The following is a 21,620-nucleotide window of genomic DNA, read 5'->3' on the forward strand; positions in this document are numbered from 1 at the left end:
GGAGTTGGCTATCGAAGGGACCAGCAATCAAAGGAGCCAGCTGTCGAAGGAGAAAGAGGCATTGCGTTGCTTGCCGGAATGGCTGGCGCTGAACGCCAGCACGGAAAAGGGTGGGGCTGGCCTGATCCACCCCAGGGTGAAACAGGCCAGGCCATGGAGAGGTCCACTCTGCTTTCATCTTGGAGGGATAGATGGCTAGCCCCAGGCTAGCCGGTTGGCAGGTTGGCAGGTTGGCAGGTTGGCAGGTTGCAGGATCAGGCCTGCAGCAGCTCGCGGGCGTTGGCCAGGGTGTTGTCGGTGATCTGATCCCCCCCAAGCAGGCGGGCCAGTTCGTTGAGGCGGGCCTTGTTGTCGAGGGCGCTCATCCTGGTCTCAGTGGTTTTGCCGTCGGTGTGCTTGCTCACCACCATGTGCTGATGGCCATTGCCTGCCACCTGGGGCAAGTGAGTGACCACCATCACCTGGGTAGATTCGCCAAGCTGGCGCAGCAGGCGACCCACCACGGCGGCGGTAGGGCCGCTTATCCCCACGTCCACCTCATCAAAGATCAGGGTAGGGGTGGCGACCTTGCGGGCACTGATCACCACAATGGCGAGGCTGATGCGCGACAGTTCTCCCCCCGATGCGACCTTGCCGAGCGGCTGCATAGGCTGGCCCGGGTTGGTACTCACCACGAACTCGACCCTGTCTATCCCCAAGGGGGAGAGGCTGGCGTTGGCATCGGGCTTGATCTCGATGGCGAAACGGCCATCGGTCATGGAGAGCTCCTGCATGCTGGCCGTGACCTGGGTGGCCAGCTCGGCACCATAGCGCTGGCGGCTCTGGCTCAGGGCATCGGCAGCTTGCAAGAAGGCGAGGCGGGCCTCGGCCAGTTCAGCCTCCATCCCCTCGAGGCGCTGTTCATCCGAGTTGAGCCGTGCCAGATCACTGGCCAACTCCTGATGGTAATGGGCCAGCTCGGCGGGTTTGACATGATGTTTGCGGGCCAGATTGATCGCCTTGGAGAGGCGCGCTTCCAGTTCATTGAAGCGCTCGGGATCCAGCTCCAGCTTGTCCAGATAACCACGCAGCTCGCTATGACTCTCCTGTACGCCGATGAGCGCCTCATTGAGCATGCCGAGCACAGGGGCGAGTCGGGCATCCATGTTGACCAGACCCTCTGCTCTGTCTACCGCGATCTGCAGCAGGCCGGCGATGGTGGTCTCCTCGTTGTCATAGAGCAGATCCAGACAGAAGCCGCACTCCTGCATCAGCTCGGTGCCGTTGGCGAGGCGCTGGTGCTCCTCCTCGATCGCCTCGAACTCTCCGGATTGCAGGGCGAACTCGTCGAGCTCCTGCACCTGATACTCGATGAGCTGGCGACGAGCCTCCCGCTGTTGTTGCTCGGCCTTGAGGCGATTGAGCTCGTTTTGCAGTTGACGCCAATGCTGGTAGTGGTGGCGAACGTCCGCCAGCAGCAGATGGTGACCGGCATAGCCGTCGAGCAGGGCGAGCTGGTAGTCGGGTTTGACCAGCAACTGATGAGCATGCTGGCCGTGTACGTTGACCAACAGTTGCCCCAGGCTGCGCAGCTGGGTCAGGGGCACGGGCACACCATTGACATAGCTGCGTGAACGCCCCTCGGCCGAGACCACCCGTCGCACTATGCACTCACCCTCGCTCTCCAGCTCATTGCCAGCCAGCCAGGCACGGGCCTGGGGGTTACCCTCCAGCAGGAAGCGGGCGCTGACTTCGGTCTTGTCATTGCCGGGGCGCACCATGGCCGCCTCGGCACGCTCGCCGAGACAGAGCCCCAGGGCATCGATGGCGATGGATTTGCCCGCCCCCGTCTCCCCCGTGATGCAGGTCATGCCGGGTTGCAGATCGAGCTCGAGAAACTTGACGATGGCGAAGTTGTTGACGGTCAGTTGGGTCAGCATGGTCTCATCCTGTCTGGGCCAAGATTACTGTGTATGCATCCAGTATATACTGGTCTTATATACAGTAAAGAGGGGTGGCGGATTTTTCGTCCCCAGGGCTAATCCAGGCGGTGAGGCTGTCATGCCAAGAGGGGGGGATCGCCTCCTTTCCTCCATCCTTCATCACTTCTTGAAAAAGGCGCTTGTCGCGCCGGGGTCGCTCGGACACACTCATTGACATGCTTGGTCCCTGTGGGGGCTGGGGCGCCAGGACTGCTGACCAAGGATGGGCAGCGATCCTCATCAAGGATGACTCATGACAATCCACACCCCGACGCTACTGATCATCTCTCTGGCAATCAACCTGATGGCCGCTCTGCTCATGCTGTTCATCCATCGACTCAAGCCGGGGCGGGGCAACTTCCTGCTCTGGTCCCTGTCGGCGTTTCTGTTCTCCTTTTCGATACTGCTGCTCTGCCTGGGAAGCATGACGGGTTATGTGGCACTGGGGCTGTTCTGGGGCGGCTTTACGTCTCTGATCTGTGTGCTGCTGTTGCTTGCAGGCTTCTACGCCCTGTATGACAAACCCTTGGATACGAGGAGCGTCCGGGGTTTTGTTGCCCTCTTCCTGTTCAGTTATCTGGTGCTGGCGAGCCAGTTTGATGTGCGCCTGGTGCTGGCTCTTATCGAATCCGTGATCTATCTGTGGTGCGCCTGTCTCATCTTCTCCCTGAGTCAGACCCAGAAGCGGGTGCTGCATACCGTTTCCTTCATCTATTTGATCCATTTCGTGATCCTGTTGAGCCAGGGGATAGCCCTGCTCGCTCAGGCATTCGGCCCGGATCAGCACGCCAAACAGTGGCTGCTCGACACCATCTTCTTCATGCACATGGTCTTGACCATAGGGTCTGTGCTGCTGTTGCCCCTGGTGGCCTACGTCCAGACCGAACAGGAGCTGCTGGCACTCTCCGAACGGGACCCCCTGACCGGTGTGCTGAATCGACGGGGTCTGTTCAAGCTGGGAGAGCGCCATTGTGCGAGTCAGCCGGATGGGGTGCTCTGCGTGGCGGTGCTCGATATCGATCACTTCAAGCAGGTCAACGACAAGTTCGGCCATGGCTGTGGCGATCATGTGATCCGCTTCGTGGCTCAGACATTGATGGCCGAGATGCGCAAGGATGATCTGGTGGGGCGGATTGGCGGCGAGGAGTTTGCCATCATAATGCGGGGAGTGAACGGTCGAGACGCCTTTTCCATCTGCGATCGCATTCGTAGTCAGATAGCGCTTGGCGCCAGTCAGGGGCGCTGTCTGCCTTGCGACGCAGTGACCGTGAGCCTGGGCGGGGTATGCGCCCATGGTGAGGTGGATTTGGCGCAGTTATTGGACCGGGCCGATGAGGCCATGTACAGGGTCAAGCTGGCGGGACGCAATGGCGTATTTTTTCAGCCGGAGACAGAGCCGCTCAGGCTGGTCGAGTCTGGCGAGGGATAGTGCGGCTCAGGGCCATGGGGCCTTGAGCCAGCTTTCTCTCTAGAACAGCTTGCTGCCCCAGCCGAGTTTGTTGCGCAGCACGTGGAAATAGCTGTAATCCAGCGGATGGACCAGATGCAGCTTGTGGCTGCTCTTCTTGATGAGGATCTCGTCCCCCGGTTGCACCGCCAGGGTCACCTGGCCATCGCAGCTCACCTGCATGGCATCGTCCTGGTTGTCGGGGGAGACCAGCAGCCGTACCTCACTGTCCGCATCCAGCACTATGGGGCGGCTGCTCAGGGTATGGGGGAACATGGGGACGAGCGTGATGGCGTTGATCTTGGGAGTGAGAATAGGGCCCCCTGCCGAGAGGGAGTAAGCGGTGGAGCCGGTCGGGGTCGCGACTATGATGCCATCGGCGCGTTGGCTGTACATAAAGCTGCCATCGATATAGACCTCGAACTCTATCATGTGGGCTATCTTGCCCGGGTGCAGTACGGCCTCGTTGACCGCCAGATTGGCAGACTTGCGCTCCCCATGGCGATAGACGGCGGCTTCCAGCAAGAAGCGGTGCTCGCTCTTGAAGTGGCCCGAGAGTACCTGCTCCAGCGGCACCAGATAGTCCTGAGGCGAGAGATCGGTGAGAAAGCCGAGATTGCCCCGATTGACCCCAATCACCGCCACGTCGAAGCGCGACAATACCCGGGCCGCCCCCAGCATGTTGCCATCTCCGCCCACGACGATGGCGAGATCCGCCTGCTCGCCGAGCTGCACCAGATCCATGACGCTGTCATCCACTATGCCGAGGGTCTGGGCCACCCGGCTCTCTATCAGCACTCGAAAGCCGCGCATGCTGAGATACTGGTGCAGGCCGCTCAGGGTCTGGTTGGCGCCTTCGTGATGAGGCTTGCCGATGAGGGCGATGGTGTTGAAGGGGGAGTCCATCATAGGGTCGGGTGCTGAGTGGATTTGGCTGCAGTATACCTTGATTTGCTTCCCTTTTGTCTGCCCGCACGCAAGATGCCCCCGGCTCGTCATGGCCAAGCCAGTGGCCAGACAGCCGGTCAATAGCCCGTCTGTGGGCAGAGAGTCGCCCTGTTTGCCCGGGTCAAGTCCGGCTGGGGGCCATGCCGCCGGGCCTGGGAGCGAACCTGTCTCGCGCGCTTGCCGTATGGGCACCCTGCCAGAAAGAGGGATGATGCGCGCTGCCCGGTTCGGTCGATTTCGGCCACAGACAGGGTCTGTAAAGGTCAGATGATCGCGTTTACCCCTTGAAAGCGGGGGATGCATCCCCATAATAAGCGGCAATGAACGAAGTAACCCTTAATTGGAGATGTCATGAACCACGAAGAACAAAAGGTTGAAGCGATGGAGCAAGTCGACACCCAGCCAGTCGAGCCGACCGATGTAGACAGTGAAGTGACAGCCGAGCAGGTGCGTATCGCCGAGCTGGAGGCCCGACTGGCCACCCTCGAAGCGGCCGCAACCGACGAGCGTGAGCGCGCCATTCGTGCCGTTGCCGAGATGGAAAACCTGCGTCGCCGTGCCGCCCTGGACGTCGAGAAGGCCCACAAGTTTGCCCTGGAGAAATTCGCCACCGAGCTGCTGCCGGTGCTCGACAACCTGGAGCGTGCCATCGATCTTGCCGACAAAGAGAACGAGGCGCTGGCGCCGATGATCGAAGGGGTCGACCTGACCCTGAAGTCCATGCAGAGCTCGGTGGCCAAATTCGGCCTGGTGGCACTGGATCCCACCAACCAGCCGTTCGACCCCAATGCCCATCAGGCGATGAGCATGATCGAGAATGCCGAGCTGGCGCCAAACACAGTGATGGCCGTGATGCAGAAAGGCTACGAGCTCAATGGTCGCGTCATTCGTCCGGCCATGGTGATGGTCTCCAAGGCCCCTGCCTGATCCCCGCGCCATTGCCGAGCCCGCCGCGAGGCGGGCTTTTTGTTGGCTGGCTGCCAGCCAAGGGGGTCGGTTGCATGAGAAAAGCCGCTGGTTTTTTACATTCAGCCCTTGAAGCTGAACGACCAGACCCCATATAGGTGACAAGGTACGGCGGTAGCAAGAATTTGCTACCGGGAGCTTGAAAGCACATTGCTTAGCCCCCACCTAGCCGTTAACGCATTAAGGCGAGCGCTTCGCCTGTTTAATCTAAGTATTTGGAGATTCGTCAAATGGGTAAAATCATCGGTATTGACCTGGGTACTACCAACTCCTGCGTCGCCATTCTGGATGGCGACACTGCTCGCGTGATCGAGAACGCAGAGGGCGATCGTACTACTCCGTCCATCATTGCCTATGCCGATGATGGCGAGATCCTGGTTGGTCAGCCGGCCAAGCGTCAGGCCATCACCAACCCGAAGAACACCCTGTTCGCCATCAAGCGTCTGATCGGTCGCCGTTTCGAAGATGAAGAAGTGCAGCGTGACCTGAAGATCATGCCGTACGCCATCGCCAAGGCTGACAACGGTGACGCCTGGGTAGAAGTGAAAGGCAAGAAAATGGCACCGCCGCAGATCTCTGCCGAAGTGCTGAAGAAAATGAAGAAAACTGCCGAGGATTACCTGGGCGAGCCAGTGACCGAAGCCGTTATCACAGTACCGGCCTACTTCAACGACGCCCAGCGTCAGGCTACCAAGGATGCCGGTCGCATCGCCGGTCTGGACGTCAAGCGCATCATCAACGAGCCGACCGCTGCGGCCTTCGCCTACGGCGTGAACAAGGTCAAGGGTGAGCGCAAGGTTGCCGTCTATGACTTAGGGGGCGGTACCTTCGATATCTCCATCATCGAGATCGACGAAGTCGAAGGGGAAACCACCTTCGAAGTGCTGGCGACCAACGGTAACACCCACCTGGGTGGTGAAGATTTCGACAACCGTGTCATCAACTATCTGGTTGACGAGTTCAAGCGTGAGCAGGGCATCGACCTGCGCAACGACCAGCTGGCCCTGCAGCGTCTGAAAGATGCCGCCGAGAAAGCCAAGATTGAGCTCTCTTCCGCCCAGCAGACCGACGTGAATCTGCCGTACATCACCGCAGATGCCACAGGTCCGAAACACATGAACATCAAGGTGACCCGCGCCAAGCTGGAATCCCTGGTGGAAGACATGGTGAAAGACTCCCTGGAGCCGGTTCGCACCGCCCTGAAAGACTCCGGTCTGGCGGTTGGCGAGATCGACGACGTCATCCTGGTGGGTGGTCAGACTCGTATGCCTATGGTGCAGAAGACTGTGGCTGACTTCTTCGGCAAAGAGCCGCGCAAAGACGTCAACCCGGACGAAGCCGTGGCCATGGGTGCTGCCATTCAGGGCGCGGTACTGTCCGGTGAGAAGACCGACGTGCTGCTGCTGGACGTCACCCCGCTCTCTCTGGGTATCGAGACCATGGGTAGCGTGATGACGGCGCTGATCGAGAAGAACACCACCATTCCGACCAAGAAGTCCCAGGTGTTCTCCACTGCCGAAGACAATCAGTCTGCCGTGACCATTCACGTGCTGCAGGGTGAGCGCAAGCGCGCCAGCGACAACAAGTCTCTGGGCCAGTTCAACCTGGAAGGCATCCGTCCGGCGCAGCGCGGTCTGCCGCAGATCGAAGTGACCTTCGACATCGATGCCAACGGTATCCTGCACGTCTCTGCCAAGGACAAAGAGACCAACAAGGAGCAGAAGATCACCATCCAGGCTTCTTCCGGTCTGTCCGACGAAGAGATCGAACGCATGGTACGCGAGGCGGAAGCCAACGCGGCAGAAGACAAGAAGTTTGAAGAGCTGGTGCAGACTCGCAACCAGGCTGACGGTCTGGTCCACTCGGTCCGCAAGCAGGTCACCGAAGCCGGTGAGGCTCTGCCCGCCGACGACAAGACCAAGATCGAAACTGCACTCTCCGAACTGGAAGCCGTCATCAAGGGTGACGACAAAGCGGAAATCGAAGCCAAGCAACAGGCTCTGATGGAAGCCTCCCAGAAGCTGATGGAGATTGCCCAGCAGCAGGCTCAGGCGCAAGGCGCCGGTGCCGATGCCGGTCACTCCGCCTCTTCTGCCAAGGCCGACGACGACGTGGTCGATGCCGAGTTCGAAGAAGTGAAAGACGACAAGAAATAAGCCACACCCAGATGGGCAGAGCCCGCTCTGCCCATCGGCTTAATCATTGAATTTACGGGCGTTGGGTGACCAACGCCCGTCTGCATAACTGCTGACAACGCAATAGGATGAGTATGTCAAAGCGCGATTTCTATGAAGTGCTCGGGGTGGCCAAGGGTGCCGACGAGCGCGAGATCAAGAAGGCGTACAAGCGTCTGGCGATGAAGTTTCACCCGGATCGCAACCAGGGTGATGCCGCATCCGAAGAGAAGTTCAAAGAGGTCAAGGAAGCCTATGAGATCCTGACCGACGAAAATCTGCGGGCCCGCTATGACCAGTACGGTCATGCCGGTGTGGATCAGAGCCAGGGTGGCGGTGGCCACGGCGGCTTTGGCGGCGGTGCCGATTTCGGTGATGCTTTCGGCGATATCTTTGGCGACATCTTCGGTGGTCGCAGTGGCGGTGGCCGTCGTGGCCCGGCCCGGGGTTCTGACTTGCGTTACACCATGGAGCTGACCCTGGAAGAGGCGGTGCGTGGCGTCTCCAAGGAGATCAAGGTGCCGACTCAGGTGCACTGCGAGGTCTGTAACGGATCCGGTGCCCACACCGGCAGCCATGCCCAGACCTGTCCGACCTGTCACGGTGCAGGCCAGGTGCAGATGCGCCAGGGCTTCTTCGCGGTACAACAAGCCTGTCCGCACTGTCATGGCCGCGGCAAGATCATCAAGGATCCGTGCCGCAAGTGCCATGGGGAAGGGCGCTATCAGAAGACCAAGACCCTGTCGGTCAAGATCCCGGCTGGGGTCGATACCGGTGACCGCATCCGTCTCTCCGGCGAAGGGGAAGCGGGAGAGTCCGGCGCACCGGCCGGGGATCTCTACGTGCAGGTGCATGTCAAAGAGCACGGCATCTTCGTGCGCGATGGCAACGACCTCTACTGCGAAGTGCCCATCAGCTTCACCGCCGCCGCCCTGGGGGGTGAAATTGAAGTGCCGACCCTGGATGGCCGAGTCAAGCTGAAGGTGACCTCAGAGACCCAGACCGGCAAGATGTTCCGGCTGCGCGGCAAGGGCGTCAAGTCCGTGCGCTCCGGTCAGGTCGGCGATCTGATGTGCAAGGTGGTGGTCGAGACCCCGGTCAAGCTGACCGAGTCTCAGAAAGAGCTGCTGCGTCAGCTGGACGAGTCGTTCAGCGGCGCCGCCGCCAAGACCCACAAGCCGAGATCGGAAGGCTTCTTCGAAGGGGTGAAACGCTTCTTCGACGACCTGACCCGCTGAGTTCAGCCCCGTTGACAAAAAGAGCCGGCCCTTGTGCCGGCTCTTTTTTTGCCCGCGTTTCGCCTCGGATCCGCCCTATTGAGTGGATCCCGATGAGGGATCCTCCTCACAACTCCCGGCGGTTTTCCCTGTGCAAACGTTACTCTGATCACAAGTGGCTGAAACGGTTTAGCTGGCATATTGAGTTAGCTAAAGCGGTTTAGCTATGCTCTGCTCGTCCATAACAACAGCGCCCGGACGGGCGGCAGATGACAGGTGAGGAAGATGACGATGTTCAAGAGCAAGTTGGCGCTGGCGGTGGCGCTGGGATTGGGGATGAGCAGCCCGCTGTGGGCGGCCGAGGGCGGTATCGAGGCGCGTCTGGCGGCGCTGGAGGCACGGGTGCAGGCGGCTGAATCCCGCGCCGCCGCCGCCGAAGCGCGGGCCGACCAGGCCGAAAGCAAGGCGAGCGAAGCCCGGGAGACAGCCGTGGTGGCCAAGGCCCAGAGCGAGAAGGTGGACAAGCAGACCGCCGGTGCCCAGGGCTTCGAGTTTCACGGCTATGCCCGCTCGGGCCTCCTGGTCAACAGCAACGGCAACGGCGGGCGCGGCGGCCCTTATGTGACGCCGGCCGGCTCTGTGGGGGGGGCCGTGGGCCGGCTTGGCAACGAAGACGACACCTACATGGAAGCGAATCTGCTCAAGACCCAGACCTTTGATGACGGCAGCTGGGCCCGCTACAAGCTGATGCTGGCAGATGGCGTGGAGACCAGCAACGACTGGACCGCCAGCGATTCCAGCCTCAATACCCGCCAGGTATTTGCCGAAATAGGCAATCTGGCGAGCTTCGATGGCGCTTTCAAGAATGCGGTGCTGTGGGCGGGCAAGCGCTTCGATCGGGACAACTTCGACATCCACTGGCTCGACTCGGACGTGGTCTTCCTGGCCGGGACAGGGGGCGGCGTCTACGACGTGCAGCTGACCGATAGCTGGAAGGCGAACTTCTCCCTCTACGGCCGCGACTACGGCGACATCAGCGCCAGCGATCTCTCGGACATAGAGAGCTACATCCTCACCATGAACAACCGCGTCGGCAACTGGCAGTGGATGCTCAGCGGTCTCTCGGCCAATGACAACGAGGCGCGCATCAACGACGGTGGCAAGGGAAGCGAGGCGGCAGACAAGGGGGCTCACACCCTGGTGGCCTACCATGGCGACAGCTTCTTTGGCATCAATCCCGGCTTCTCCAAGGCCGCCGTGCTCTACGGCCATGGCCTGGGAGCCGAGCTCAAGGGACTGGGCTCCGACAGCGAGCTGCTGCCCGATGCCGACGCGGTGCGGGTCGCCCTGTTTGGTGCCACGGATCTCAACCCGAGCTGGCGGTTGGCCCCGGCCCTGCTGGCGGAGCAGAGCCAGGATCGCTACGTGAAGGGGGACGAGTATCAGTGGCTGACCCTCAATACCCGGGTGGCCCAGGTGCTGAGCCAGAACGTCGAGCTGGTCTACGAGGCCGCCTGGCAGTACATGGATCTCGATCCCAAGGGCTACAAGGGTCGTCAGGCGGTGAGTGGCGACTTCACCAAGCTCACCTTCGCCCCCACCTTCAAGGCCCAGACCGTCGGCTTCTTCGAGCGGCCCGAGCTGCGGGTATTCGCCACCTGGATGGACTGGTCCTCCGAGCTCGACAACTACGCCAGTGACGATGCCATGGGCCAGAGCGACTTCACCGCCGGTGGTGAGTGGAACTTCGGCATACAGATGGAAACCTGGTTCTAGTTCGTTATCCCGATCACAAAAATGGCAGACGGTGCCGGGATCTGTTGGTTAGCTAAAACGGTTTAGCTGATAATGCCGACCAAGAGAACAGAGCCCGGCTCTGGCAGTGGATCCGATGCAGCAGTGGAGTAGCAAGGTGGGGAATCGTGTGTGGGTAATGGGGGATGCGGTGGTGGATCTTATCCCGGAAGGGGAGCTGCACTACCTCAAGTGTCCGGGCGGTGCCCCCGCCAACGTGGCGGTGGGGGTGGCGCGGCTCGGCGGTGAATCGGCCTTTATCGGCCGGGTCGGCGCCGATCCCTTCGGCCGCTTTATGGCCGATACCCTGGTGGCCGAGGGCGTCGATATCCGTCATCTGACCCAGGATCCGGCCCACCGAACCTCCACGGTGCTGGTGGCGCTCGATGAAGAGGGGGAGCGCAGCTTCACCTTCATGGTGCGCCCCAGTGCCGACCAGTTCCTCGAACCGGCTGACTTGCCCCGCTTCGAGGCCGGTCAGTGGCTGCTCACCTGCTCCATCGCCCTCGCCAACGAGCCGGTGCGCAGCAGTTGCCTGCAGGCCATGGCGGCCATCAAGGCGGCGGGAGGACGGGTCTGCTTCGACCCCAACCTGCGCCCCGAGGTGTGGGGCAACCCGGCCGAGATGCTACCGCAGGTTAGCGCGGCTATGGCCCTGGCGGACGTGGTCAAGCTCTCGGTGGAGGAGCTGCAACTGCTGAGCGGCGAGGATGATCTGGCCGCGGGACTCGCCACCCTCTCGGGCCCGGCCCTGGTGCTGGTGACCCGGGGGGCGGCCGGTGTGGTGGCCCGCATAGGTGGCGATCTGCTGGAGTGGGTGGGGCAGAAAGTGACCCCGCTCGACACCACGGGGGCGGGAGATGCCTTCGTCGCGGGTCTCTTGGCCGCGCTGGCAGAGGGGGATCGGTTGCCTGCCTTGAGCGAGCTGCCCGCCATCCTGGCTCAGGCTCACGGCTGCGGGGCGCTCGCCACCACCGCCAAGGGGGCCATGACGGCGCTACCCACCCGCACCCAGCTAGATGAATTTTTGCGATCGAGCGCAAGCGGCCGTTGATCTGCGGCTAGAAGCCCGGCTCAACAGCCCCTACTCTCATGTGACAAGGGCCCGCCAGACGGTGGGTCATAAGAGGAAGATTATGAATATCAGTGCGATAGCCAAGGATCTGGTGCCCCTGCTCGGGGGCAAGGAGAACATCGTCAGCGCCGCTCACTGCGCCACCCGGCTGCGGCTGGTGCTGGCGGACGACAGCAAGGTCAACAAGGCCGCCATCGACAAGCTGGACGGGGTCAAGGGGTGCTTCAGCAACGCGGGTCAAATTCAGGTGATCTTCGGTACCGGTCTGGTCAACAAGGTCTACGCCGAGTTTGTCACCCTGACTGGGACCGGCACCGCCAGCAAGGCGGAGCTGACCGACCTGGCGACGGCCAAGCTCAATGTGGCCCAACGGCTGGCGCGGACCCTCTCCAACATCTTCGTGCCGATCATTCCGGCCATCGTCGCCTCCGGCCTGCTGATGGGGCTGCTCGGCATGGTGCGCACCTACGGCTGGGTCAATGCCGACAGCGCCCTGTTCGTCATGCTGGACATGTTCAGCTCGGCAGCCTTCATCATACTGCCGATCCTGATCGGCTTTACCGCGGCGCGCGAATTTGGCGGCAACCCCTATCTGGGGGCGACTCTTGGCGGCATCCTCACCCACCCGGCACTGACCAACGCCTGGGGCGTGGCGGGGGGCTTCAAGACCATGGACTTCTTCGGGCTGGATGTGGCCATGATCGGCTACCAGGGCACCGTCTTCCCGGTGCTGTTGGCGGTCTGGTTCATGTCGCACCTGGAGAAACAGCTGCGCAAGCGCATCCCGGATGCGCTGGATCTCATCCTCACCCCGTTTCTCACCGTCATCATCACAGGTTTCGTGGCGCTGCTCTTTATCGGCCCGGCGGGGCGGGTGCTGGGGGATGGCATCTCCTTTGGTCTGAGCGCCCTCTATGAGCAGGCTGGCTGGCTGGCGGGTCTGGTATTCGGCGGGACTTATTCCCTTATCGTCATCACCGGCATCCATCACAGCTTCCACGCCATCGAGGCGGGGCTGCTCACCAACCCGGCCATAGGCGTCAACTTCCTGCTGCCCATCTGGGCCATGGCCAACGTGGCCCAGGGCGGCGCTTGCCTCGCGGTCTACTTCAAGACCCGGGATGTGAAGATCAAGGCCATTGCCGTGCCGGCCGCCATGTCCTGCCTGCTCGGCATCACCGAGGCGGCCATCTTCGGCGTCAACCTGCGCTACATCAAACCCTTCCTGGCCGGTCTGTTCGGCGGTGCCTGCGGCGGCGCCTACGTGGTGGCGGCCAAGGTGGGGATGACGGCGGTGGGCCTGACCGGCATTCCGGGCATGGCAATCGTCCAGCCCATGAGCCTCATCCACTACATCATCGGACTGGTGATCGCCTTCGGTGCCGCCTTCGCCGCCTCCTACCTGCTCAAGTACAAGGTGGAGTGATGAAGGACGCTTATCTCCTCAACCAGATTGTCCGGTCCCTGCTGGCCGGACAGCTCAAGGCGGCGGCCGATCCCCATAGGCCCCGCTGGCATCTGGCAGCCCCGGTGGGGCTGCTCAATGACCCCAACGGTTTCATCGAGCACGACGGGCGCTACCACCTCTTCTACCAGTGGAATCCGCTCGGCTGCGAGCACAGCAACAAGGGCTGGGGTTACGTCACCTCGACCGATCTGCTGCACTGGCAGCACGAGCCGGTGGCGCTCCTGCCCACCGAGGCCTATGAGAGCCACGGCTGTTATTCCGGCTCGGCGGTGAGCGACGAGCAGGGGCGCCTGACCCTCGTCTACACCGGCAACGTCAAATACCCGGATGGCAGCCGCACCGCCTTCCAGTGTCTGGCCCGCGCCGACGGTGAGGGCGGTTTTGCCAAGCTGGGCCCCGTGCTCGATCTGCCCCAAGGCTACAGCGGCCATGTGCGCGACCCCAAGGTGTGGCACGACGGCCAGCAGTGGCTCATGGTGCTGGGGGCCCGCACCCTGGACGACAAGGGTGAGGTGCTGCTCTATCGCGGCGACGCACTTGATGCCTGGACGCTGGTGGGCCCCATCGCCGGCAGCGGGCGCGGTGGTCTCGGGGACTTTGGCTATATGTGGGAGTGCCCGGATCTCTTCCCCCTGGGGGATCGCCATCTGCTGATCTGCTGCCCTCAGGGCATAGCCCCGCAAGGGGAGTATTACCGCAACCTCTATCAGTGCGGCTGGCTGGCGGGGGATTTCGACGGCGAGCAGTTCGAGCACGGGGCCTTCCACGAGCTGGACAGGGGCTTCGAGTTTTATGCCCCTCAGACAACACTGGATAGCCAGGGCCGGCGCCTGCTGTTCGGCTGGCTGGGGCTGCCGGAGGAGAACGAGATGAGCCAGCCCACCATCCCCTATGGTTGGATCCATCAGATGAGCTGCCCACGGGAGCTGTTCTGGCAGGATGAATGGCTCTGCCAGCGGCCGGTAGGAGAGCTCGCGGCATTGAAGGGAGAGCAGACCCGCTTCGAGGGGACGCTTGGCGAATTTCCGGGGCTGGCCATCGACACGGCCTGGCTCGATCTGGCGCTTGGCGGTGAGGGCAGCCTCTGGTTCGGCGCCGTGGCCGAGCTGGTGTGGCAGCCGGGGCGCATCACCCTGCGGCGCCAGAACTGGCAGAGCGGGGTCTGGGAAGAGAGGGCCGCCCCCTGGCTTGGAGGCAAGATCACCGTGCTGTGCGACAGCTCCAGTCTGGAGTGCTTCGTGGATCAGGGGCGCCAGAGCCTGTCGGCGCGCTACTTCCCCGGTGAAAAGCCGCAGCTATCGGCAGGGAATGCGGGCGGGGGCTGCAAAATTTGCCTCGATCACTGGCCGCTGGCGGCTTGCCTAGTACAATAGCCCGGTGCGAGTCAGCCGGGAGGCCAGGTGGAGAAGAAGAAACGGATCACGATTGCCCAGATAGCCGAACTGGCGGGGGTCTCCAAGGCGACCGCCAGTCTGGTGCTCAACGGGAAGAGTGCGGAGTACAGGATTGCCGACGATACCCGCAAGCGGATCCAGGCGGTGGCGGATGAGTGTCACTACCAGCCGAGCTTTCATGCCCGCTCCCTGCGCGAGACCCGCAGCTACACCTGGGGGCTGGTGATCCCCGATCTCACCAACTTCGGATTCGCCAGCATAGCGCGTGCCCTCGAGGCCCACTGCCGGGAGGCGGGGATCCAGCTGCTCATTGCCTGCTCCGAGGATGATCCCACCCTGGAGCAGCGGGTGGTGGACAACCTCATCAGCCGTCAGGTGGATGGCCTCATCGTCGCCTCCAGCGGCCACAGCGACGACATCTATGCCCGCATTCACGACCGCCTGCCGGTGGTGCAGCTCGACCGCCATATCGGCCAGTCGCGTCTGCCCATGGTCATTTCGGACGCCTGCAAGGCGACCGCCGAGCTGGTGCAGGACATGGCCCGCGAATGCGGGGAGGAGATCTACTACTTCGGCGGCCTGCTGGATCTCTCCCCCAGCCGCCACCGGCTGGCGGGCTATGAGCTGGGCCTGCACCGCGCCGGGCTGGAGGCGCCACAGAGCCAGGTGCGCCATCGCGACTATCAGCCGCGCTCCGGTTATCAGCTGATGGCCGAGCTGGTGGCCGAGCTGGGGGCGCCCCCCCGCGGGCTCTTTACCGCCTCTTTTACTCTGCTGGAAGGGGTGCTGCGCTACCTCAACGAGGCAGGGCTGATGGAGACGGGGATGCGGCTCTGTACCTTCGACGATCACGATCTGCTCGACTGCATTCCCATGCGCATCGACTCCGTGGCCCAGGATTGTCCAGCCCTGGCCCGGGCCGCCTTCGAGCTGATGCAGCAGCTGATCGCGGGCAATCCCCCCCCACAGACCGCCCAGGTGATCCCCCCCAGAGTGCGCTGGCGCAGCCGCCGATAACACGTCCTGGGTTTCAAGCCTGATGGTTCTCAACGTCCCCTGCGCTGCCGTGCAGGGGACGTTCTATTTTGAGCATCCTCCCTTCAGTGCCAATTGATCTCGTATGAGACTTTTCAGCCTGTCCGGCATGGATGGGCCGCCTCCCTGGCTCCGTCATGCGTGGATCTTCTCCTTTGCACATCAACCAAATGCGCCATTAAATCAGGTATTGCTAATTTAATGGCTGACGCTAAAATGCCTTTAACATTAGTGAATTCTAATTTAACGACCAAGCATTGCATGCAGGATGAGCGCGGCAAGGCGTTAATTGAGGCGAGCAAGATTCATTGGGTTGTGTGGCCACGCTAGACAGTGGGGCCGTGAGGAGAGAGCAGGCCGGTGGACGCTATGCTTCGCGTCATCGGTTCAGGATGAGGAGTTGAAATGATGGCAAACCCGTGGTGGTTATCCCTGGCCGGAGGCATGCTGATTGGCCTCTCCGCTCTGCTGTTGCTGCTGTTCAATGGCCGTATCGCGGGGATCAGCGGCATCTTCGCCACCGCCCTGCAGAGCCGGCAAGCCTGGCGCTGGCTGTTCTTGCTGGGGCTCATGCTGGGAGGGCCTCTCGCCACCATGTTGGGGCTGGCCCGCTTGCCCGATTTTGCCGCCTTGCCAGCCTGGCCTCTGGTGCTGTTGGCGGGTCTGCTGGTGGGGGTGGGCACCCGGCTCGGCAATGGCTGCACCAGCGGTCATGGGATCTGCGGTCTGGGGCGGTTATCGATGCGCTCCCTGGTCGCGACCCTCACCTTCATGGCGAGCGGCATTGCTACCCTGTTCGTCACCCTGCATCTGTTGTGAGGAGTCGATGAGATGAGCAATCTGATCAGTCTGTTATCCGGTCTGCTGTTTGGGCTGGGGCTCGTTGTCTCCGGCATGGTGGATCCGGCCAGGGTCATGGGTTTCCTCGACCTGTTCGGTCAGTGGGATCCCAGCCTTGCCTTCGTGATGGGGGGCGCCTTGCTGGTGTTTGCGCCCGGTTATGCCTGGCTTGTCAAACCCCGCCGCCAGAGCCTCTCTGGCACGCCATTGCCCGCGCCTCCCACGGGACGAGTCGATGCCCGCCTGGTTGGAGGGGCGGCGTTGTTCGGGGTTGGCTGGGGTCTGCTCGGCATCTGTCCAGGCCCCGGCCTTGCCTTGCTCGGCGTGACAATGCTGGGCACGGAACAGCCACTCATCGCCCTGTTCGTGCTGGCCATGGCCGTGGGCTTGCTCGGCGTCGATCGTCTCCTGGCTGCTGGTGCCTGATCCCTGTCGCAACCAGCTCCTTCATCACTTGCTGAGCCCGGTCGCCCCAGACGGCACCGGGCTGTTATCATGACTCCTCGACTGACAGAGAGGATACCCTCATGCCCCTTCGCTTGCTTATTTCTGACTCTTTCGATCCCTGGTTCAACCTCGCGGTGGAGGAGTGCATCTTTCGCCAGATGGATGCGGGCCAGCGGGTGCTCTTCCTGTGGCGCAACCAGGATACCGTGGTGATCGGCCGTGGCCAGAATCCCTGGAAGGAGTGCAACACCCGCCACATGGCGCGAGACGGCATCAAGCTGGCCAGGCGCAGCAGCGGAGGCGGTGCCGTCTTCCATGATCTTGGCAACAGCTGTTTCACCTTCATGGCGGGCAAGCCCGAGTACGATAAGAGCATCTCCACCGCCATCGTGCTGGCGGGGTTGGCGTCTCTGGGCATAGAGGCATTCGCCTCGGGGCGCAATGACCTGCTGGTCTCGACCCCGGAGGGAGATCGCAAGATATCGGGCTCGGCCTACAGAGAGACTCAGGATCGCGGCTTTCACCACGGCACTGTGCTGCGCAGCGCCGATCTGGGCCGCCTTGCCGACTACCTCAACCCCGACCCCAAGAAGCTGGCTGCCAAGGGGATAAGCTCGGTGCGAGGCCGGGTTGCCAACCTGAGTGAACTCGGCGCAGAGATCACTCATGAGCAGTTGGTGGAGGCGCTGAGCGAGGCCTTTTTTGACCACTATGGCACTCGGGTGTTGCCGGAATTTATCTCCCCGACCCAGCTGCCGGATCTGCCCGGTTTCCCGTCGCAATTTGCCCATCAGGGGAGCTGGGAGTGGAATTTTGGCAAGGCGCCAGCCTTCAGCCATACCCTGAGCGAGCGCTTTGTCTGGGGCGGGGTCGAGTTGCATTTCGATGTGGCGCAGGGGCAGATCAGCGGAGTGCAACTGTTCAGCGACAGCCTGGATCTGGCGCCTCTGGAAGCCCTGGCGCAGGGCCTGCAAGGGAGCGCTTATCGGCCAGAGGCCTTGGATCTTCTCGGGCAGAGGCTAGTGGCCGAGTATCCTCATGCAGAGCCGATGCTCAGGGAGCTGATGGCCTGGCTGGTGCAACAAGTCCGTTAATCTGGTAGATACGAGCGACGCACCGGTTTTACTCGATGGCCTAGCAGGCCTGCCAAGGCCTGTCCGGCAGGATAAACCGGCAAGTTTAGCGAAACCCGCTGGGCACTAGCCCCGGTTGATGAAACAAGACGGCGGGCACATGGCCCGCCGTCTTGGTCTCTGTTCGCCGGTTTATTGTTTGCGTAGCCGAGTCAGGATCAGTTTGCCCCCTTGTTGTTCTGCGTGAAAGCTGACCGCATCGCCGACGGTGAGCCCCTGGAGCTGTGCGGGATCGGCCAGGGTAAACACCATGGTCATGGGCGGCATCTTGAGGTTGGTGATGGCCTCATGTTTGATCCCCACCTTGTGATTGGCCGCATCGATGCGGCTGATGACCCCCTTGGTCATCACCCTCTCCGTCATCTCGTTCATGTCCTGCATGTCGCTCATCTGGCTCATGTCATGACCCTCATGGCTCATCATCTCTTCGGCTTGCAGACCGGTGTGGGTGGCAAGGCCGAGCAGCAATGTCAGGGTCAGCGTCTGGTAGTTCATGATCTTGTCCTCGTCGTTTATTCGCGAAAGTCTGAATTGATCGGTGCGGAGGGTGGCAGCCGGTCAAGGCTGTGGCTGCGCCACAGGTAATAGGCGGCGGGCAGTACCAGCAGGGTCAGCACCAGTGCGCTCACCATGCCGCCTATCATGGGGGCGGCGATGCGCTGCATCACCTCCGAGCCGGTACCCTGGCTCCACATGATGGGCAGGAGGCCGGCGATGATGGTGACCACCGTCATCATCTTGGGACGCAGGCGCAGGGCCGCGCCCTGGATGACGGCCCTGTGCAGCCCGGCTCTGTCCGGCTTGCCTTGGGCAACCAGCTCATCCCAGGCGTGGTTGAGGTAGACCAGCATCAGCACCCCGGTCTCCACCGCCACCCCGGCCAGGGCAATAAAGCCCACCCCCACCGCCACCGAGAGGTTGAAGTCGAGCAGCCAGAGGGTCCAGATACCGCCGACCACGGCGAGTGGCAGGGTGATGAGAATGAGCAACACCTCCTGGATGCGGCGAAATGCCAGATAGAGCAGCAGCACTATGATGGCGACCGTGAGCGGCACCACATAGGCGAGGCGTGCCTTGGCCCGCTCCATGTACTCATATTGCCCGGACCAGTTGAGGGAGTAGCCGGGGGGTAACACCAGTGCCTCGGCGACTTGCGCCTTGGCATCGGCCACGAAGGAGCCGATGTCCCGGTTTCTGATGTCGATATAGACCCAGCCACCGAGTCGCGCGTTTTCGCTTCTGAGCATCGGGGCCTCGTCACTGATGTAGATCCGGGCCAGGTCCGCCAGGGCGATGCGCTCCCCCTTGGGGGTCACCAGGGGCAGCAGCGACAGACTGGCCACCGAATCGCGATAGCTCTGGGGATAGCGCAGGTTGATGGGGTAGCGCTCGCGCCCCTCAATGGTTTCACCCACCTCCATGCCGCCGACCGCGGTGGCGAGCACCCCCTGCACCTCGGCGATACTGAGGCCATAACGAGCGGCCTTCTGCCGGTCGATGTCGACCTTGACGTAGCGGCCCCCCGCCACCCGCTCGGCGTAGACGGAGGCGGCCCCTTCTACCTTGCCGACTATCTGCTCAAGCTGCTGGCCGAGTCGCTGGATCACCTTGAGATCGGGCCCGGCTATCTTGATGCCGACCGGGGTCTTGATACCGGTGGCCAGCATGTCGATGCGAGTCTTGATGGGCGGTACCCAGGCGTTGGTGAGACCGGGGAAGCGGATCAGCGCGTCGAGCTCCTCTTTCAGCTTTTCCGGGGTCATGCCGGGGCGCCACTGATCCCGGGGCTTGAGCTGGACGCTGGTCTCCATCATCACCAGATCGGCGGGATCGGTGGCGGTGTCGGCGCGTCCCGCTTTGCCAAACACATTCTGTACTTCGGGCACGGTGCGAATGAGCTTGTCGGTCTGCTGCAAAATCTCCCGCGCCTTGCCCACCGAGATATTGGCCGCGGTGGTGGGCATATACATGATGTCCCCCTCATCCAGGGGCGGTATGAATTCCGAGCCGAGATAGTTGAGCGGCCAGAAGCCCGCCACCGTCACCGCTGCCGCTACCATCAGGGTGGTTTTCGGGCGCGCCAGCACGGCACCCAGCAGCGGAATATAGCCCCGGGTCAGGGCGCGGTTGAGGGGGTTGGCCTGCTCCGGCAGCACCTTGCCGCGAATGAAGTAACCCATCATCACGGGAACGAGGGTGATGGCCAGCGCCGCCGCCGCCGCCATGGCATAGGTCTTGGTGTAGGCCAGCGGATGGAACATGCGCCCTTCCTGGGCCTCCAGGGCAAACACCGGCAAGAAGCTCATGGTGATGATCAGCAGGGAGAAGAAGATGGCTGGCCCCACCTCTATGCTCGCCTGGGCTATCACCTGCCAGCGGTTCTGGTCGGTGAGCCGGGTCTTCTCCAGGTGCTTGTGGACGTTCTCTATCATGACGATGGCGCCATCCACCATGGCGCCGATGGCGATGGCGATGCCCCCGAGCGACATGATATTGGCGTTGATCCCCTGCAGGTGCATGATGATGAAGGCCACCAGTATGGCGATGGGCAGGGTGATCACCACCACCAGCGAGGATCTCAGGTGGAACAGGAAAGCGAGACAGACCAGCACCACCACGGCAAACTCTTCCAGCAGCTTGCCGGAGAGGTTGTCGATGGCCCGCGCGATAAGATCGGATCTGTCATAGACGGTGACCACTTCCACCCCGGCGGGCAGGCTCTTCTTCAGCTCGGCGAGCCTCGCCTTGACCCCGTCGATGGTGTGCTGGGCATTCTCGCCGTAGCGCATCACCACTATGCCCCCCACCACTTCTCCTTCGCCATTGAGTTCGGCAATGCCGCGTCGCATCTGCGGACCGATGACCACATCCGCCACGTCCCCCAGCAGCAGCGGGGCGCCACGCACCAGGGTGCCGAGCGGGATCTGCTTGAGATCGGCCACGCCCTGGATGTAACCACTGGCGCGCACCATGTATTCGGCCTCGGCCATCTCGATGACGGAGGCCCCCGTCTCCTGGTTGCCCTGCTCGATGGCGGTCTTGATGAGGGAGAGGGGAATGCCGTAGGCCCGCAGCTTGTCCGGGTCGACCCGCACCTGATACTGGCGCACCATGCCGCCGACCGTGGCTATCTCGGCGACGCCGGGCACGGTTTGCAACTCGTACTTGAGAAACCAGTTCTGCAAGGAGGTGAGCTGGGCCAGGTCATGCTGGCCGCTCTTGTCTTGCAGGGCGTACTGATAGACCCAACCCACCCCGGTGGCATCCGGGCCTAGCTGTGGTTTGGCCGAGGGGGGCAGCGTGGCCGTCACCTGACTCAAATACTCCAGTACCCGGGCGCGGGCCCAGTAGAGATCCGTCTTGTCATCGAACAGCACATAGACAAAGGAGTCGCCGAAGAAGGAGTAGCCGCGCACCGTGGTGGCCCCCGGTACCGAGAGCAGGGCCGTGGTGAGCGGATAGGTGACCTGATCCTCCACCACCTGGGGCGCCTGACCCGGGTAGGGGGTCTTGATGATCACCTGGACGTCGGAGAGATCCGGCAAGGCATCGACCGGGGTCTGCTTGACCGACCAAAGCCCCCAGGCGGTGAGCATGGCGGTGAGCAGCAGCACCAGGAAGCGGTTGCCGATGGACCAGCGAATAATGGAAGGGATCATGGCCTGGCTCCTCCCTCTTGGCGTGGCGTGAACGGCAGGGCATGGTGGCTAGTAAAGCGGCA

The 21,620-nt window shown here is 62.3% G+C and carries 16 protein-coding genes; 12 read left to right on the forward strand and 4 right to left on the reverse strand.

Annotated elements, in window-relative coordinates; translation table 11 throughout:
• Nucleotides 1-254 precede the first annotated feature (254 nt).
• Nucleotides 255-1,919, reverse strand: coding sequence for a DNA repair protein RecN (recN, locus tag KYK33_RS06850; protein ID WP_042042687.1), 1,665 nt, complete (start codon nucleotides 1,917-1,919; stop codon nucleotides 255-257).
• Nucleotides 1,920-2,214: 295 nt separating this feature from the next.
• Between recN and KYK33_RS06855 the strand changes: the two genes are divergently transcribed.
• The gene (locus KYK33_RS06855; protein ID WP_224432488.1) at nucleotides 2,215-3,390 is read left to right on the forward strand and encodes a GGDEF domain-containing protein; all 1,176 of its coding nucleotides are present in this window, start codon (nucleotides 2,215-2,217) and stop codon (nucleotides 3,388-3,390) included.
• A gap of 39 nt (nucleotides 3,391-3,429) precedes the next feature.
• Here the strand turns inward: KYK33_RS06855 and nadK are convergent, their stop codons facing one another.
• Nucleotides 3,430-4,314: an NAD(+) kinase gene (gene nadK, locus KYK33_RS06860; protein ID WP_042042704.1), complete on the reverse strand. Its 885-nt coding sequence runs from the start codon at nucleotides 4,312-4,314 to the stop codon at nucleotides 3,430-3,432.
• A gap of 393 nt (nucleotides 4,315-4,707) precedes the next feature.
• On the opposite strand from nadK, the gene grpE reads away from it, so the two are divergent.
• The 11 genes from grpE to KYK33_RS06915 all read left to right on the forward strand — a co-directional run bounded on the left by grpE (nucleotide 4,708) and on the right by KYK33_RS06915 (nucleotide 17,860).
• Complete coding sequence (gene grpE, locus KYK33_RS06865) at nucleotides 4,708-5,283, forward strand: nucleotide exchange factor GrpE (protein ID WP_042042685.1); 576 nt, start codon at nucleotides 4,708-4,710, stop codon at nucleotides 5,281-5,283.
• A gap of 269 nt (nucleotides 5,284-5,552) precedes the next feature.
• Complete coding sequence (dnaK, locus tag KYK33_RS06870) at nucleotides 5,553-7,478, forward strand: molecular chaperone DnaK (protein ID WP_042042684.1); 1,926 nt, start codon at nucleotides 5,553-5,555, stop codon at nucleotides 7,476-7,478.
• Nucleotides 7,479-7,591: 113 nt separating this feature from the next.
• The gene (gene dnaJ / locus KYK33_RS06875; protein WP_042042683.1) at nucleotides 7,592-8,734 is read left to right on the forward strand and encodes a molecular chaperone DnaJ; all 1,143 of its coding nucleotides are present in this window, start codon (nucleotides 7,592-7,594) and stop codon (nucleotides 8,732-8,734) included.
• Nucleotides 8,735-8,998: 264 nt separating this feature from the next.
• A complete protein-coding gene (locus tag KYK33_RS06880; protein WP_224432489.1) occupies nucleotides 8,999-10,489 on the forward strand; it encodes a carbohydrate porin in 1,491 nt (496 codons plus the stop codon).
• A gap of 115 nt (nucleotides 10,490-10,604) precedes the next feature.
• The gene (locus KYK33_RS06885) at nucleotides 10,605-11,561 is read left to right on the forward strand and encodes an aminoimidazole riboside kinase (RefSeq protein WP_224432490.1); all 957 of its coding nucleotides are present in this window, start codon (nucleotides 10,605-10,607) and stop codon (nucleotides 11,559-11,561) included.
• An 82-nt stretch (nucleotides 11,562-11,643) separates the two neighbouring features.
• Entirely contained in the window at nucleotides 11,644-13,008 is a 1,365-nt protein-coding gene (locus tag KYK33_RS06890; protein ID WP_224432491.1) for a sucrose-specific PTS transporter subunit IIBC, read from the forward strand.
• Complete coding sequence (locus KYK33_RS06895; protein WP_224432492.1) at nucleotides 13,008-14,423, forward strand: glycoside hydrolase family 32 protein; 1,416 nt, start codon at nucleotides 13,008-13,010, stop codon at nucleotides 14,421-14,423. Before KYK33_RS06890 ends, KYK33_RS06895 begins: the two co-directional genes overlap by 1 nt.
• Before the next feature lie 27 nt (nucleotides 14,424-14,450).
• Nucleotides 14,451-15,461, forward strand: a complete 1,011-nt coding sequence (locus tag KYK33_RS06900) for a substrate-binding domain-containing protein (RefSeq protein WP_224432493.1) — start codon at nucleotides 14,451-14,453, stop codon at nucleotides 15,459-15,461.
• Between the two features lie 423 nt (nucleotides 15,462-15,884).
• The gene (locus tag KYK33_RS06905; RefSeq protein WP_224432494.1) at nucleotides 15,885-16,298 is read left to right on the forward strand and encodes a YeeE/YedE family protein; all 414 of its coding nucleotides are present in this window, start codon (nucleotides 15,885-15,887) and stop codon (nucleotides 16,296-16,298) included.
• 12 nt (nucleotides 16,299-16,310) lie between these two features.
• Nucleotides 16,311-16,745, forward strand: a complete 435-nt coding sequence (locus tag KYK33_RS06910; RefSeq protein ID WP_042040259.1) for a DUF6691 family protein — start codon at nucleotides 16,311-16,313, stop codon at nucleotides 16,743-16,745.
• A gap of 101 nt (nucleotides 16,746-16,846) precedes the next feature.
• Nucleotides 16,847-17,860 carry a lipoate--protein ligase gene (locus KYK33_RS06915; RefSeq protein ID WP_224432495.1) on the forward strand — a complete coding sequence of 338 codons (1,014 nt, stop codon included), beginning with the start codon at nucleotides 16,847-16,849 and terminating at the stop codon, nucleotides 17,858-17,860.
• Nucleotides 17,861-18,031: 171 nt separating this feature from the next.
• On the opposite strand, the gene KYK33_RS06920 is transcribed toward KYK33_RS06915, so the two are convergent.
• Both KYK33_RS06920 and KYK33_RS06925 read right to left on the reverse strand, forming a co-directional pair.
• Complete coding sequence (locus KYK33_RS06920; protein ID WP_224432496.1) at nucleotides 18,032-18,394, reverse strand: copper-binding protein; 363 nt, start codon at nucleotides 18,392-18,394, stop codon at nucleotides 18,032-18,034.
• 17 nt (nucleotides 18,395-18,411) lie between these two features.
• Nucleotides 18,412-21,558 (reverse strand): efflux RND transporter permease subunit, encoded by a 3,147-nt coding sequence (locus KYK33_RS06925; protein WP_224432497.1) that lies wholly within the window; start codon nucleotides 21,556-21,558, stop codon nucleotides 18,412-18,414.
• Between the last annotated feature and the right edge of the window lie 62 nt (nucleotides 21,559-21,620).

This window comes from Aeromonas rivuli, from assembly GCF_020149575.1.
Taxonomy (GTDB): domain Bacteria; phylum Pseudomonadota; class Gammaproteobacteria; order Enterobacterales; family Aeromonadaceae; genus Aeromonas; species Aeromonas rivuli.

What these genes read in the sequence shown, in the direction of transcription:
- recN (WP_042042687.1), bottom strand. Translation starts at nt 1,919, where the DNA reads ATGCTGACCCAACTGACCGTCAACAACTTCGCCATCGTCAAGTTTCTC.
- KYK33_RS06855 (WP_224432488.1), top strand. Translation starts at nt 2,215, where the DNA reads ATGACAATCCACACCCCGACGCTACTGATCATCTCTCTGGCAATCAAC.
- nadK (WP_042042704.1), bottom strand. Translation starts at nt 4,314, where the DNA reads ATGGACTCCCCCTTCAACACCATCGCCCTCATCGGCAAGCCTCATCAC.
- grpE (WP_042042685.1), top strand. Translation starts at nt 4,708, where the DNA reads ATGAACCACGAAGAACAAAAGGTTGAAGCGATGGAGCAAGTCGACACC.
- dnaK (WP_042042684.1), top strand. Translation starts at nt 5,553, where the DNA reads ATGGGTAAAATCATCGGTATTGACCTGGGTACTACCAACTCCTGCGTC.
- dnaJ (WP_042042683.1), top strand. Translation starts at nt 7,592, where the DNA reads ATGTCAAAGCGCGATTTCTATGAAGTGCTCGGGGTGGCCAAGGGTGCC.
- KYK33_RS06880 (WP_224432489.1), top strand. Translation starts at nt 8,999, where the DNA reads ATGACGATGTTCAAGAGCAAGTTGGCGCTGGCGGTGGCGCTGGGATTG.
- KYK33_RS06885 (WP_224432490.1), top strand. Translation starts at nt 10,605, where the DNA reads ATGCAGCAGTGGAGTAGCAAGGTGGGGAATCGTGTGTGGGTAATGGGG.
- KYK33_RS06890 (WP_224432491.1), top strand. Translation starts at nt 11,644, where the DNA reads ATGAATATCAGTGCGATAGCCAAGGATCTGGTGCCCCTGCTCGGGGGC.
- KYK33_RS06895 (WP_224432492.1), top strand. Translation starts at nt 13,008, where the DNA reads ATGAAGGACGCTTATCTCCTCAACCAGATTGTCCGGTCCCTGCTGGCC.
- KYK33_RS06905 (WP_224432494.1), top strand. Translation starts at nt 15,885, where the DNA reads ATGATGGCAAACCCGTGGTGGTTATCCCTGGCCGGAGGCATGCTGATT.
- KYK33_RS06910 (WP_042040259.1), top strand. Translation starts at nt 16,311, where the DNA reads ATGAGCAATCTGATCAGTCTGTTATCCGGTCTGCTGTTTGGGCTGGGG.
- KYK33_RS06915 (WP_224432495.1), top strand. Translation starts at nt 16,847, where the DNA reads ATGCCCCTTCGCTTGCTTATTTCTGACTCTTTCGATCCCTGGTTCAAC.
- KYK33_RS06920 (WP_224432496.1), bottom strand. Translation starts at nt 18,394, where the DNA reads ATGAACTACCAGACGCTGACCCTGACATTGCTGCTCGGCCTTGCCACC.
- KYK33_RS06925 (WP_224432497.1), bottom strand. Translation starts at nt 21,558, where the DNA reads ATGATCCCTTCCATTATTCGCTGGTCCATCGGCAACCGCTTCCTGGTG.